Genomic DNA, 13,926 nt, shown 5'->3' with positions numbered 1-13,926 from the left:
TTCGTTATTCGTTGTGCGAGATTATCGCCGGGATGGTGTCATCCTTGCGTAACGTCAGAATTTCGCAGCCGTTATCCGTCACCACAATAGTATGCTCGTACTGGGCAGACAAGCTCCGGTCTTTCGTTTTCACCGTCCAGCCGTCTTTCATGCTGCGGATCTCTTTCTTACCGGCGTTGACCATCGGCTCGATGGTAAAAGTCATCCCCGGCTTGAGCACCACGTTGGTCTCCGGTGAGTCGTAGTGCAGCACCTGCGGCTCTTCATGGAAGCCGCGGCCAATGCCGTGCCCGCAGTATTCACGCACCACGGAAAAACCTTCCGCTTCGACAAATTTCTGAATGGCCGCGCCGATGGCCCGCAGGTTAATGCCGGGTTTGACCATCTTCAGGGCCAGATAGAGGCTCTCCTGAGTGACGCGGCACAGACGCTCGCCGAGGATCGTCGGTTTGCCGACGATAAACATTTTGGAGGTGTCGCCGTGGAACTCATCCTTAATGACCGTGACGTCAACGTTGACGATATCGCCATCTTTCAGCCGTTTTTCATCATCCGGGATACCGTGGCACACCACTTCGTTAATCGAGATACACACCGATTTAGGGAAGCCGTGGTAGCCGAGGCAGGCGGAGATCGCTTTCTGCTCGTTGACGATGTAATCGTTACAGATGCGGTCCAGCTCGCCGGTGCTGACGCCCGGTTTTACATAGGGTTCAATCATTTCGAGCACTTCGGCGGCCAGGCGGCCCGCGACGCGCATTTTTTCGATGTCTTCAGATGTCTTGATAGAAATAGCCATGGATTGTGTCCAGCTGTGTCGATTTTTTCGACAATAATAGAGTAAGTCCCGTCAATGTTAACAGTCCGGGTGACCTGGTGCCAAATTGAGAATCATTAACAGCACTCAGCGTCAACAAGAGTTGGTGTCCAATCCTATTTTGTGGTATAAAGCGCGCCGGACTTCCGTTCCATTTCGTACTACACAGGATGGACTGAAGCGACAAATCTCACTTTGTGTATATAACACACACGTATCGACACATATTCCGGGGTGCCCTTTGGGGTCGGTAATATGGGATACGTGGAGGCATAACCCCAACTTTATCTATAGAGGTTTTAAACATGGCAACTGTTTCCATGCGCGACATGCTCAAGGCTGGTGTTCACTTTGGTCACCAGACCCGTTACTGGAACCCGAAAATGAAGCCTTTCATCTTCGGCGCGCGTAACAAAGTTCACATCATCAACCTTGAGAAAACTGTACCGATGTTCAACGAAGCTCTGGCTGAACTGAACAAGATCTCTGCTCGTAAAGGCAAGATCCTGATCGTTGGTACTAAGCGCGCTGCAAGCGAAGCGGTAAAAGACGCTGCTAACAGCTGCGATCAGTTCTTCGTGAACCATCGCTGGTTGGGCGGTATGCTGACTAACTGGAAAACCGTTCGTCAGTCCATCAAACGTCTGAAAGACCTGGAAACTCAGTCCCAGGACGGTACTTTCGAGAAGCTGACCAAGAAAGAAGCGCTGATGCGTACTCGTGAACTGGCCAAGCTGGAAAACAGCCTGGGCGGTATCAAAGACATGGGCGGCCTGCCGGACGCACTGTTTGTTATCGATGCAGACCACGAACACATCGCTATCAAAGAAGCAAACAACCTGGGTATCCCGGTATTTGCTATCGTTGATACTAACTCCGATCCGGACGGCGTAGATTTCGTTATCCCGGGTAACGACGATGCAATCCGCGCTGTTAGCCTGTACCTGGGTGCAGTAGCTGCAACCGTGCGTGAAGGTCGTTCTCAGGATCTGGCTTCTCAAGCGGAAGAAAGCTTCGTAGAAGCTGAATAATAAGGTCTAGCCCTTATTTAGTACCGTGTATAAATAGGGGCCTATATTTGGCCCCTTTTTCACTTTTAAACCTGTTTGGTTCCTGGAACCGGGCAGGTCATATCTCTCCCGAGGATTAAAGAATGGCTGAAATTACCGCATCCCTGGTAAAAGAGCTGCGCGAACGTACCGGCGCAGGCATGATGGATTGCAAAAAAGCACTGACTGAAGCTAACGGCGACATCGAGCTGGCAATCGAAAACATGCGTAAATCCGGCGCGATCAAAGCGGCGAAAAAAGCAGGTAACGTTGCTGCTGACGGCGTGATCATCACCAAGATCGACGGTACCTACGGCATCATTCTGGAAGTTAACTGCCAGACTGACTTCGTAGCAAAAGATGGCGGTTTCCAGGCATTTGCTAACAAAGTTCTGGACGCAGCCGTTGCCGGTAAAATCACCGACGTTGACGTACTGAAAGCTCAGTTCGAAGAAGAGCGCGTTGCGCTGGTTGCTAAAATCGGTGAAAACATCAACATCCGTCGCGTTGCTTCCCTGGAAGGCGAAGTGCTGGGTTCATACCAGCACGGCGCGCGCATCGGTGTTCTGGTTGCCGCTAAAGGCGCAGACCAGGAGCTGGTTAAACAGCTGGCTATGCACATCGCTGCAAGCAAGCCAGAATTCGTTAAGCCGGAAGACGTTTCCGCTGAAGTGGTAGAGAAAGAGTACCAGGTTCAGCTGGACATCGCGATGCAGTCCGGTAAGCCGAAAGAAATCGCAGAGAAAATGGTTGAAGGCCGCATGAAGAAATTCACCGGCGAAGTTTCTCTGACCGGCCAGCCTTTCGTTATGGACCCAAGCAAATCTGTTGCTCAGCTGCTGAAAGAGCACAACGCAGACGTGACTGGCTTCATCCGCTTTGAAGTGGGCGAAGGCATCGAAAAAGTTGAGACTGACTTTGCAGCAGAAGTTGCTGCGATGTCCAAGCAGTCTTAATTTTTTAAAAGGAGCCGCCTGAGGGCGGCTTCTTTTTGTGCCCATTTTGTAAATTCAGCCAACCCTTATAGTGGCTGCGCTGAAAAGCGACATACAATGTCGCCAGAATTAACTCATCTCACTCGTTGACAGTCTCAGGAAAGAAACATGGCTACCAATGCAAAACCCGTCTACAAACGTATTCTGCTTAAGTTAAGTGGCGAAGCTCTGCAGGGTTCGGAAGGCTTCGGTATTGATGCAAGCATACTTGACCGTATGGCTCAGGAAATCAAAGAACTGGTTGAACTGGGTATTCAGGTTGGCGTAGTGATTGGTGGCGGTAACCTGTTCCGTGGTGCTGGTCTGGCGAAAGCGGGAATGAACCGCGTTGTGGGCGACCACATGGGCATGCTGGCAACGGTCATGAACGGCCTTGCAATGCGTGACTCCCTCCATCGCGCCTATGTGAACGCTCGCTTGATGTCAGCGATTCCGCTGAACGGCGTTTGTGATAACTACAGCTGGGCAGAGGCGATCAGCCTGCTGCGTAATAACCGCGTCGTTATTCTGGCTGCGGGTACCGGTAACCCGTTCTTCACGACCGACTCCGCAGCGTGCCTGCGCGGTATTGAAATTGAAGCTGACGTGGTGCTGAAAGCGACCAAAGTCGACGGCGTGTTTACCGCTGACCCGGCTAAAGACCCATCTGCCACCATGTACGATCAGCTGAGCTACAGCGAAGTGCTTGATAAAGAGCTGAAAGTAATGGATTTGGCCGCCTTTACCCTGGCGCGTGACCATAAATTGCCGATTCGCGTATTCAACATGAACAAACCCGGCGCGCTGCGCCGCGTGGTGATGGGCGAAAAAGAAGGTACGTTAATTACGGAATAATTTCCGTAATACGCTTCATCGTTCAGACTGTCTCTGCGTTGGCCGCCTTTGCTCACCTCAGCCGCTGAATTTAGTAAGCTGCTGGGGGAGTTCGCTCCGCCGTCGCCACGATACAACGTGAATGATTTTGTGTAGAAATGAAGGTAAGATTCCGCTCTACCTTAGTAGCGGTTTTTTACTCAGACGCGCCCATGGCGTCGTCATGAATTAAACGGGACTATACTTAGCTCACCTGATAGCAGCTGTGCGGCGTTTAGTCTGCCTGAGACAAGTTTCCAAGGATTAGTAACGTGATTAACGACATCAGAAAAGATGCTGAAGTGCGCATGGAAAAATGCGTTGAAGCGTTCAAAAACCAAATCAGCAAAATACGCACCGGTCGTGCTTCCCCCAGCCTGCTGGACGGCATCGTCGTGCAGTATTACGGTACGCCTACGCCGCTGCGTCAGCTGGCAAGCGTAACGGTAGAAGACTCCCGTACTCTGAAAATCAACGTGTTCGACCGCTCCCTGAGCCCGGCCGTTGAAAAAGCGATCATGGCTTCTGACCTCGGTCTGAACCCAAGCTCTGCGGGCAGCGATATCCGCGTTCCGCTGCCTCCGCTGACCGAAGAGCGTCGTAAAGATCTGACTAAGATCGTACGCGCTGAAGCCGAGCAGGCTCGCGTGTCGGTACGTAACGTTCGTCGCGACGCTAACGATAAAGTGAAAGCGCTGCTGAAAGACAAAGAGATCAGCGAAGATGACGATCGCCGTTCTCAGGACGACGTGCAGAAAATGACTGACGCCGCCATTAAGAAAGTGGATGCGGCGCTGGCAGATAAAGAAGCGGAACTGATGCAGTTCTGATTTCCTGCCGTTATGCCCGTCCTCATTGCCGTTTGATGAACGGGACGGGCGTACAGTCTGAAACGCCGTACAGAAGACCGAACGCTCAGCTCCAGGGATTGCGTTGAAAAGGTCGGCCCTGTAGCCTTTGACACTCTTGTCGAAGGCGATACACCGCCTGCCCGCCTCCTGATTGCTGATGCGCGAGGGCTTGCTGGCGGCGTTTTTCTTTTTATCCTGTCTTACTTCTTCTGGACGCCTCATGAAGCACTTAACCGTTCTCGGTTCGACCGGTTCAATTGGCTGCAGCACGCTGGATGTCGTGCGCCATAACCCCGATCGCTTTTCCGTCGCCGCGCTGGTCGCGGGGAAAAATGTCGACCGTATGGTTGAACAATGTCTGGAATTCACCCCCCGCTACGCGGTCATGGATGATGCGAAAAGCGCTGAATCTCTGCGTATCGCGCTGCGCGAACGCGGCAGCCGTACCGGAGTCCTGAGCGGCCAGCACGCCGCTGCGGAAGTCGCCGCGCTGGATGACGTTGACCAGGTCATGGCAGCGATTGTCGGCGCCGCAGGGCTGGTTCCTACGCTCGCGGCCATTCGGGCCGGCAAAACGGTGCTGCTGGCCAACAAAGAGGCGCTGGTGACCTGCGGTCGTCTGTTTATGGACGCCGTGCAGCAGTCCGGCGCGCGCCTGTTGCCCGTTGATAGCGAACATAACGCTATTTTTCAGAGTATGCCGGAAACAATTCAACACAATCTGGGATACGCTGACTTAACGCAGAACGGCGTCTCGTCGATTCTGCTGACCGGTTCCGGTGGTCCTTTCCGGGATACAGCGCTCTCTGAGCTGGCGGCAATGACGCCGGATCAGGCCTGTCGCCATCCGAACTGGTCAATGGGACGCAAAATTTCTGTCGATTCCGCCACGATGATGAATAAGGGGCTGGAGTATATCGAAGCCCGCTGGCTGTTTAACGCCTCGGCGCAGCAGATGGAAGTGCTGATTCACCCGCAGTCCGTTATCCATTCAATGGTGCGCTATCGCGATGGCAGCGTTCTCGCACAGCTCGGTGAGCCGGATATGCGTACGCCGATCGCCCACACTATGGGATGGCCGCAGCGCCTGAACTCCGGGGCTGAAGCGCTGGATTTCTGCCGTCTGAGCAATCTGAGCTTTGCCGCGCCGGATTACGGACGCTATCCGTGCCTGAAGCTGGCGATGGAGGCATTTGATGTCGGTCAGGCGGCGACGACGGCGCTGAATGCTGCCAATGAAATTTCGGTAGCCGCGTTCCTCGCTACGGAGATTCGCTTCACCGATATTGCGGCGGTTAACCTGGCGGTGCTGGAGCAGCTGGCGTTGGATGAGCCGCAAAGCATTGAAGAAGTTCTGATTATCGATGCTCAGGCGAGAGCCGCTGCTCACCGGCAGCTGAAACATCTGGCGGCGCGGGGCTGACCGACGCAATACGTTGTGATATTTGTGGGCGCTGGGCTTCAGTGATATAGTCTGCGCCACCCGATCGTTGTCTAAGATTGCGGTGGCCGTGGCATGACACGGCTTTTTTGCGTAAAGCTCTTGGTTGTTCTCTGCGATTAGCCGCAGCCTCGGCACTGGATAAAAATGCGTATATAGCGCTGACCGGTTGCTTGCGTTTAGCGGCGTGGCTAATCCTTATTATGGACTTAAAACGCGTTATGTTGTCTGCTAATCAAACTGTCAGCGAAATATCACCTGTACATGGCTGCCGTCATGTCGCCATCATTATGGATGGCAACGGACGTTGGGCGAAACAGCAAGGGAAAATTCGCGCATTCGGCCATAAGGCCGGAGCGAAGTCAGTCCGTCGCGCAGTTTCCTTCGCGGCGAACAATGGTATTGAAGCGTTGACGTTATACGCATTCAGCAGTGAGAACTGGAACCGTCCGGCGCAGGAAGTCAGCGCGCTGATGGAGCTGTTCGTCTGGGCGCTGGATAGCGAAGTCAAAAGCCTGCACCGGCATAACGTTCGCCTGCGTATCATCGGCGAAACCACGCGTTTTAATGCTCGCCTGCAGGAGCGGATCCGCAAAGCGGAAGCGCTCACTGAGAATAACACGGGCTTAACGCTGAATATTGCGGCGAACTACGGTGGGCGCTGGGATATCATTCAGGGCGTCCGCAATCTGGCCGAACAGGTAAAAAACGGGTTACTTCAGCCCGAACAGATCACGGAAGACATGCTGAGTCAGCAGGTCTGTATGCATGAACTGGCACCTGTAGATTTAGTTATTAGGACCGGGGGAGAGCATCGAATCAGTAATTTTTTGATTTGGCAAATTGCCTATGCCGAACTTTACTTTACCGATGTTCTTTGGCCCGATTTTGCTGAACAGGACTTTGAAGGTGCACTCCATGCCTTTGTTAATCGAGAGCGTCGTTTCGGCGGCACTGAGCCGGGTGGCAGCAATGCCTGATGGGGGTCACTTTTGCTGAAGTATCGCCTGATATCGGCTTTTGTTTTGATCCCCGTGGTGATTGCGGCGCTTTTCCTGTTGCCGCCTGCGGGTTTCGCCATCGTCACGCTGGTCGTTTGTATGCTCGCCGCGTGGGAGTGGGGGCAGCTAAGCGGCTTCACCTCAACGACCCAACGCGTCTGGCTGGCGCTGCTCTGCGGCCTGCTGCTGGCGCTGATGCTTTTCCTGATGCCTGAGTATCACTATGACGTCCATCAACCGGTGGTTGAGGGGTCGCTATGGGCATCGCTGGGCTGGTGGATTGCGGCCCTGCTGCTGGTCCTTTCCTACCCGGCTTCCGCTGCCTTCTGGCGGAACTCTAAAACGCTGCGCCTGGTTTTTGGCATTCTGACCATTGTTCCGTTCTTCTGGGGCATGCTGACGCTGCGCGCCTGGCACTACGCGGATAACCACTACAGCGGCGCGCTGTGGCTACTGTACGTGATGATTCTGGTTTGGGGCGCGGACTCTGGTGCCTATATGTTTGGCAAAATGTTCGGTAAGCACAAGCTGGCGCCGAAGGTTTCACCGGGCAAAACCTGGCAGGGCTTTTTTGGCGGGCTGGTTACCGCAGCGGTTATTTCCTGGGCGTACGGCCAGTGGGCGAATCTCGATGTTACGCCGGCGGTACTGCTCATTTGCTCGATCGTTGCGGCGCTGGCTTCGGTGCTCGGCGACCTGACGGAAAGTATGTTTAAGCGAGAGGCCGGCATCAAGGATAGCGGGCATCTGATTCCCGGACACGGCGGAATTCTGGATCGTATCGATAGCCTGACGGCGGCGGTACCGGTATTCGCGTGTCTGCTATTGTTGGTCTTCAGGACGATTTGACGGAAGGTTTTATGCTAAGCGTTCTCTGGAATTTGGCCGCCTTTATCATTGCGCTGGGCGTATTGATCACCGTGCATGAGTTTGGCCATTTCTGGGTGGCTCGTCGCTGTGGCGTTCGCGTTGAACGCTTCTCCATCGGCTTTGGCAAAGCGCTATGGCGGCGCTCTGACAAGCAGGGGACGGAGTTCGTTATCGCCCTTATCCCACTCGGCGGTTACGTCAAGATGCTCGACGAGCGCGTCGAGCCGGTGGCGCCAGAGATGCGCCACTACGCTTTCAATAATAAAACCGTCGGTCAGCGCGCAGCGATAATCGCCGCCGGACCGATCGCGAACTTCATTTTTGCCATCTTTGCCTACTGGCTGGTGTTTATCATCGGCGTCCCTGGCGTTCGTCCGGTTGTTGGCGAAATAGTGCCCGATTCGATTGCCGCACACGCACAAATTGCAAAAGGAACGGAACTTAAAGCGATAGATGGCATCGAAACGCCTGATTGGGATGCTGTGCGTATGGCGCTGGTAACGAAGATCGGAGACCAGCAAACAATAGTTTCGGTCGCCCCTTTCGGGACCAGCCAACGTCAGGATAAAATCCTCGATTTACGCCATTGGGCGTTCGAGCCGGACAAACAGGATCCGGTGACATCGCTGGGCATTCAGCCCCGGAGCGCGCAGGTTGATACGGCTCTGGCAGAAGTACAATCGAATTCGGCAGCGCAGAAGGCGGGTTTGCAAGCGGGCGACAGGATCGTTAAAGTCGATGGTCAACCGTTAACGCAGTGGATGACGTTTGTTAATCTGGTGCGTGATAATCCCGGTAAAGCGCTGGTTCTGGACATCGAACGGCAGGGGAGTCCTCTGTCAGTGACGCTGACACCAGATTCGAAGTCCGGTAGTAAAGGTCAGGCTGAGGGATTTGCAGGGGTTGTGCCTAAGGTCATCCCGCTGCCCGATGAATATAAGACAGTTCGTCAGTACGGGCCGTTTGCCGCCATCGCTGAAGCCACGGATAAAACCTGGCAACTGATGTCGTTAACGGTCAGGATGCTGGGTAAATTGATAACCGGTGATGTCAAACTGAACAACCTCAGCGGGCCGATCTCTATCGCCCAGGGGGCTGGAATGTCAGCGGAGTTTGGGTTGATTTACTATCTGATGTTCCTTGCGCTGATAAGCGTGAACCTCGGAATAATCAACCTGTTCCCGCTTCCCGTCCTGGACGGGGGGCACCTGCTGTTTTTAGCGATTGAAAAGCTAAAAGGCGGGCCGGTATCCGAGCGAGTTCAAGACTTTAGTTATCGCATTGGCTCAATACTGCTAGTGTTGTTAATGGGGCTTGCACTTTTCAATGATTTCTCTCGGTTGTAAGAGAGTTTGTTAGGAAGAACGCATAATAACGATGGCGATGAAAAAGTTGCTCATAGCGTCGCTGCTGTTTAGCAGCGCAACCGTATACGGTGCTGAAGGGTTCGTGGTGAAGGACATTCATTTCGAAGGCTTGCAGCGTGTCGCTGTTGGTGCGGCCCTCCTCAGTATGCCAGTGCGTCCTGGCGATACGGTGACCGATGATGATATCAGTAACACCATTCGTGCTCTGTTTGCCACTGGCAACTTTGAGGACGTTCGCGTCCTGCGCGATGGTGATACCCTGCTGGTGCAGGTGAAAGAGCGCCCAACGATTGCCAGCATCACTTTCTCCGGTAACAAGTCGGTGAAGGATGACATGCTCAAGCAAAACCTTGAGGCATCCGGCGTGCGCGTTGGGGAGTCCCTTGACCGTACTACGCTCGCTGATATCGAAAAAGGGCTGGAAGATTTCTACTATAGCGTCGGTAAGTATAGCGCCAGCGTAAAAGCTGTCGTCACGCCGCTGCCGCGTAACCGCGTCGACCTGAAGCTGGTGTTCCAGGAAGGCGTCTCGGCGAAAATCCAGCAAATCAATATTGTCGGTAACCATGCATTCAGCACGGACGAACTGATCTCTACCTTCCAGCTGCGCGATGAAGTGCCGTGGTGGAACGTGGTTGGCGATCGCAAATACCAGAAGCAGAAACTGGCAGGGGATCTCGAAACTCTGCGCAGCTACTACCTGGATCGCGGCTACGCACGTTTCAACATCGACTCCACCCAGGTGAGCCTGACGCCGGATAAAAAAGGCATCTACATCACCGTGAACATAACCGAAGGCGATCAGTACAAGCTTTCGGGTGTGCAGGTGACGGGCGATCTGGCGGGGCATTCGGCGGAAATTGAAGCGCTGACCAAAGTCGAGCCGGGCGAGCTGTATAACGGCGCCAAAGTGACCAAAATGGAGAATGATATTAAGAAACTTCTCGGTCGCTACGGCTACGCCTATCCGCGCGTGCAGTCGCAGCCGGAAATCAACGACGCCGATAAGACCGTGAAGCTGCACGTTAACGTCGATGCGGGGAACCGCTACTACGTGCGTAAAATTCGCTTTGAAGGCAACGACACCTCGAAAGATTCCGTTCTGCGTCGCGAAATGCGCCAGATGGAAGGGGCGTGGCTGGGCAGCGACCTGGTTGACCAGGGTAAAGACCGTCTGAACCGTTTAGGCTATTTCGAAACCGTTGATACCGATACGCAGCGCGTGCCGGGCAGTCCGGATCAGGTCGACGTGGTCTATAAGGTCAAGGAGCGTAACACCGGTAGCTTCAACTTTGGTATCGGCTACGGTACTGAAAGCGGCGTAAGCTTCCAGGCGGGCGTTCAGCAGGACAACTGGTTGGGTACCGGCTATTCCGTTGGAATTAACGGCACCAAAAACGATTACCAGACCTATACTGAACTGTCGGTGACTAACCCGTACTTCACCGTTGATGGCGTTAGCCTCGGTGGTCGTGTGTTCTATAACGACTTCGATGCGAACGATGCGGACCTGTCCGACTATACCAACAAGAGCTACGGTACGGACGTTACGCTGGGCTTCCCGGTTAACGAATACAATACGCTGCGTGCGGGCGTGGGTTATGTCCATAACTCCCTGTCTAACATGCAGCCTCAGGTGTCGATGTGGCGCTACCTGAACTCAATGGGTCAATATCCGAGCAACACGGACGATAAAAACTCATTCAGCGCCAACGACTTCACCTTTAACTACGGCTGGACGTATAACAAGCTGGACCGCGGCTTCTTCCCGACGGAAGGTTCACGCGTTAACCTGAATGGTAAAGTGACCATTCCGGGTTCAGACAACGAATACTACAAAGCCACGCTGGATACCGCGACCTACGTGCCGATCGATAACGATCACAAATGGGTTGTGCTGGGACGTACCCGCTTCGGTTATGGTGACGGCCTTGGCGGCAAAGAGATGCCGTTCTACGAGAACTTCTACGCCGGTGGTTCAAGCACCGTGCGCGGATTCCAGTCGAACACCATTGGTCCGAAAGCGGTTTATTTCCCGGCCAATAGTCGTCACGATGGCGATGACAACTATGACAGCAACTGTAAGAGCACCGAATCTGCACCTTGTAAGTCTGATGATGCGGTCGGCGGTAACGCCATGGCAGTTGCCAGTCTGGAGCTGATTGCTCCGACGCCGTTTATCAGCGATAAGTATGCTAACTCGGTCCGTACTTCCTTCTTCTGGGATATGGGTACCGTGTGGGATACGCACTGGGATTCGAGCGCGTACGGTGGCTATCCGGATTATGGCGATCCGAGCAACATCCGTATGTCCGCAGGTATTGCGGTACAGTGGATGTCGCCGTTGGGGCCGTTGGTATTCTCCTACGCCCAACCGTTTAAAAAGTACGAGGGAGACAAAGCCGAGCAGTTCCAGTTTAACATTGGTAAAACCTGGTAACTGTGGGCAACAAAGGAATGTAAGTGCAGTATCGCGCTGACTTTAGGCGATAACTTCGGTTGTCGCCTGGCCACGCAAATAACGGTACCCCTGGGTACTCATGGGATGGTAAGGAGTTAATTGTGAAAAAGTGGTTATTAGCTGCAGGTCTGGGTTTAGCAATGGTAACTTCCGCACAGGCGGCAGATAAAATTGCAATGGTAAACATGAACAGCCTGTTCCAACAGGTTGCCCAGAAAACAGGCGTTTCTAATACGCTGGAAAACGAGTTCAAAGGCCGTGCGAGCGAGCTGCAGCGTATGGAAGGTGACCTGCAGTCTAAAATGCAGCGTCTGCAGTCCATGAAGCCTGGCGCCGATCGTACCAAGCTGGAAAAAGACGTAATGGCTCAGCGCCAGACTTTCTCTCAGAAGGCACAGTCTTTTGAGCAGGATCGTTCACGTCGTTCTAACGAAGAACGTGGCAAGCTGGTTACCCGTATCCAGACCGCTGTGAAAAGCGTCGCGAACAGCCAGAGCATCGATCTGGTTGTAGATTCTAATGCCGTTGCATACAACAGCAGCGATGTAAAAGACATCACCGCTGATGTGCTGAAACAGGTTAACTAAGTAATGCCTTCAATTCGACTGGCTGATCTTGCGCAGCAGTTGGATGCAGAATTACACGGTGATGGCGATATCGTCATCACCGGCGTTGCATCCATGCAGGCCGCAAAAGCGGGCCATATTACGTTCATGGTAAATCCTAAATACCGTGATCGCCTGGCCGATTGCCAGGCTTCTGCCGTTGTTATGACGCAGGATGATTTACCTTTTGCCCACGGCGCCGCGCTGGTAGTGCGTAATCCCTACCTGACCTACGCGCGCATGGCTCAAATACTTGATACCACGCCGCAGCCGGCGCAGAATGTCGCGCCCAGCGCGGTCATCGATGCCACGGCGAAGCTGGGTAAGAACGTAGCGATCGGTCCTAATGCCGTTATCGAATCCGACGTAGAGCTCGGCGATAACGTGGTTATCGGCGCCGGATGCTTCGTTGGTAAAAAGACAAAAATTGGCGCCGGCTCGCGTTTATGGGCCAATGTCACCGTTTATCACGAGATTGAGATCGGCGAAAATTGCCTGATCCAGTCCGGCACCGTGATCGGTGCAGACGGTTTCGGTTACGCCAACGATCGCGGTAACTGGGTGAAGATCCCGCAGCTGGGTCGCGTCATTATTGGCGATCGCGTGGAGATCGGCGCCTGTACCACCATCGACCGCGGTGCGCTGGATGACACCTCGATCGGTAATGGCGTCATTATCGACAACCAGTGCCAGATTGCGCACAACGTCGTGATTGGCGACAATACCGCCGTTGCTGGCGGCGTTATCATGGCAGGCAGCCTGAAAATCGGCCGCTACTGCATGATTGGCGGTGCCAGCGTGATCAACGGCCATATGGAAATCTGTGACAAAGTGACCGTCACGGGGATGGGGATGGTTATGCGTCCTATCACCGAACCTGGCGTTTACTCTTCGGGTATCCCGCTACAACCGAATAAGGTTTGGCGTAAAACAGCCGCGCTGGTGATGAATATTGATGATATGAGCAAGCGACTCAAAGCAGTTGAGCGCAAGGTTAATCAACAAGATTAGCGCACCCAGCCAAACGCGAATCATGCCACGTAGCCGATAAAGCGGCTGCCTGGAAGGTGAAGCGTGAAAATTTTCGGCCTGTTGCATTCATAAGATTGCCGCAGGCCGTGTTATTATTGCCTTTTAGTATATTTGGACAGGAAGAGTATTTTGACTACTGACACTCATACTCTGCACATTGAAGAGATTCTGGAACTTCTGCCTCACCGTTACCCGTTCCTGCTGGTAGACCGCGTGCTGGATTTTGAAGAAGGTCGTTTTCTGCGCGCAGTAAAAAATGTTTCTGTTAACGAGCCGTTTTTCCAGGGGCATTTCCCTGGTAAACCGATTTTACCAGGCGTACTGATTCTGGAAGCGATGGCGCAGGCCACCGGCATCCTGGCATTCAAAAGCGTGGGTAAGCTCGAGCCGGGCGAACTGTACTATTTTGCCGGGATTGATGAAGCGCGTTTCAAACGTCCGGTAGTACCAGGCGATCAGATGATTATGGAAGTCACTTTTGAGAAAACCCGCCGCGGCCTGACGCGTTTTAAAGGCGTCGCGACGGTTGACGGGAAAGTGGTTTGCGAAGCAACGATGATGTGTGCGCGTAGCCGGGAGGCCTGA

The 13,926-nt window shown here is 53.6% G+C and carries 13 protein-coding genes; 12 read left to right on the top strand and 1 reads right to left on the bottom strand.

Annotation, left to right across the window (positions count from 1 at the left end):
* Window positions 1-4 precede the first annotated feature (4 nt).
* Window positions 5-799: a type I methionyl aminopeptidase gene (map, locus tag HCK03_RS21795; RefSeq protein WP_041144127.1), complete on the bottom strand. Its 795-nt coding sequence runs from the start codon at window positions 797-799 to the stop codon at window positions 5-7.
* A 323-nt stretch (window positions 800-1,122) separates the two neighbouring features.
* Here map and rpsB point away from each other — a divergent pair, with 323 nt between their 5' ends.
* The 12 genes from rpsB (at window position 1,123) to fabZ (ending at window position 13,926) form a co-directional block, all read left to right on the top strand.
* Window positions 1,123-1,848 carry a 30S ribosomal protein S2 gene (gene rpsB / locus HCK03_RS21790; RefSeq protein WP_041144128.1) on the top strand — a complete coding sequence of 242 codons (726 nt, stop codon included), beginning with the start codon at window positions 1,123-1,125 and terminating at the stop codon, window positions 1,846-1,848.
* Window positions 1,849-1,970: 122 nt separating this feature from the next.
* Window positions 1,971-2,822 carry a translation elongation factor Ts gene (tsf, locus tag HCK03_RS21785; RefSeq protein ID WP_041144129.1) on the top strand — a complete coding sequence of 284 codons (852 nt, stop codon included), beginning with the start codon at window positions 1,971-1,973 and terminating at the stop codon, window positions 2,820-2,822.
* Window positions 2,823-2,969: 147 nt separating this feature from the next.
* Window positions 2,970-3,695, top strand: coding sequence for a UMP kinase (gene pyrH, locus HCK03_RS21780; RefSeq protein WP_041144130.1), 726 nt, complete (start codon window positions 2,970-2,972; stop codon window positions 3,693-3,695).
* A gap of 290 nt (window positions 3,696-3,985) precedes the next feature.
* Complete coding sequence (gene frr / locus HCK03_RS21775) at window positions 3,986-4,543, top strand: ribosome recycling factor (protein ID WP_041144131.1); 558 nt, start codon at window positions 3,986-3,988, stop codon at window positions 4,541-4,543.
* Window positions 4,544-4,784: 241 nt separating this feature from the next.
* Complete coding sequence (gene ispC / locus HCK03_RS21770) at window positions 4,785-5,987, top strand: 1-deoxy-D-xylulose-5-phosphate reductoisomerase (RefSeq protein WP_167692177.1); 1,203 nt, start codon at window positions 4,785-4,787, stop codon at window positions 5,985-5,987.
* A 239-nt stretch (window positions 5,988-6,226) separates the two neighbouring features.
* Window positions 6,227-6,985 carry a (2E,6E)-farnesyl-diphosphate-specific ditrans,polycis-undecaprenyl-diphosphate synthase gene (ispU, locus tag HCK03_RS21765; protein WP_041147522.1) on the top strand — a complete coding sequence of 253 codons (759 nt, stop codon included), beginning with the start codon at window positions 6,227-6,229 and terminating at the stop codon, window positions 6,983-6,985.
* A 12-nt stretch (window positions 6,986-6,997) separates the two neighbouring features.
* Window positions 6,998-7,855 (top strand): phosphatidate cytidylyltransferase, encoded by an 858-nt coding sequence (gene cdsA / locus HCK03_RS21760; protein WP_041144133.1) that lies wholly within the window; start codon window positions 6,998-7,000, stop codon window positions 7,853-7,855.
* A gap of 11 nt (window positions 7,856-7,866) precedes the next feature.
* Window positions 7,867-9,222, top strand: a complete 1,356-nt coding sequence (rseP, locus tag HCK03_RS21755; RefSeq protein WP_041144134.1) for a sigma E protease regulator RseP — start codon at window positions 7,867-7,869, stop codon at window positions 9,220-9,222.
* 31 nt (window positions 9,223-9,253) lie between these two features.
* Window positions 9,254-11,683 carry an outer membrane protein assembly factor BamA gene (gene bamA / locus HCK03_RS21750; protein WP_041144135.1) on the top strand — a complete coding sequence of 810 codons (2,430 nt, stop codon included), beginning with the start codon at window positions 9,254-9,256 and terminating at the stop codon, window positions 11,681-11,683.
* Window positions 11,684-11,805: 122 nt separating this feature from the next.
* Window positions 11,806-12,291, top strand: a complete 486-nt coding sequence (gene skp, locus HCK03_RS21745) for a molecular chaperone Skp (protein WP_041144136.1) — start codon at window positions 11,806-11,808, stop codon at window positions 12,289-12,291.
* Window positions 12,292-12,294: 3 nt separating this feature from the next.
* The gene (gene lpxD / locus HCK03_RS21740; protein WP_041144137.1) at window positions 12,295-13,320 is read left to right on the top strand and encodes a UDP-3-O-(3-hydroxymyristoyl)glucosamine N-acyltransferase; all 1,026 of its coding nucleotides are present in this window, start codon (window positions 12,295-12,297) and stop codon (window positions 13,318-13,320) included.
* Window positions 13,321-13,470: 150 nt separating this feature from the next.
* Window positions 13,471-13,926, top strand: a complete 456-nt coding sequence (fabZ, locus tag HCK03_RS21735; RefSeq protein ID WP_004098761.1) for a 3-hydroxyacyl-ACP dehydratase FabZ — start codon at window positions 13,471-13,473, stop codon at window positions 13,924-13,926.

Source organism: Klebsiella terrigena (assembly GCF_012029655.1).
GTDB lineage: Bacteria > Pseudomonadota > Gammaproteobacteria > Enterobacterales > Enterobacteriaceae > Klebsiella > Klebsiella terrigena.
Note: the sequence above shows the minus strand (reverse complement) of the source record. Positions and strands in the feature narration are given on the sequence as shown.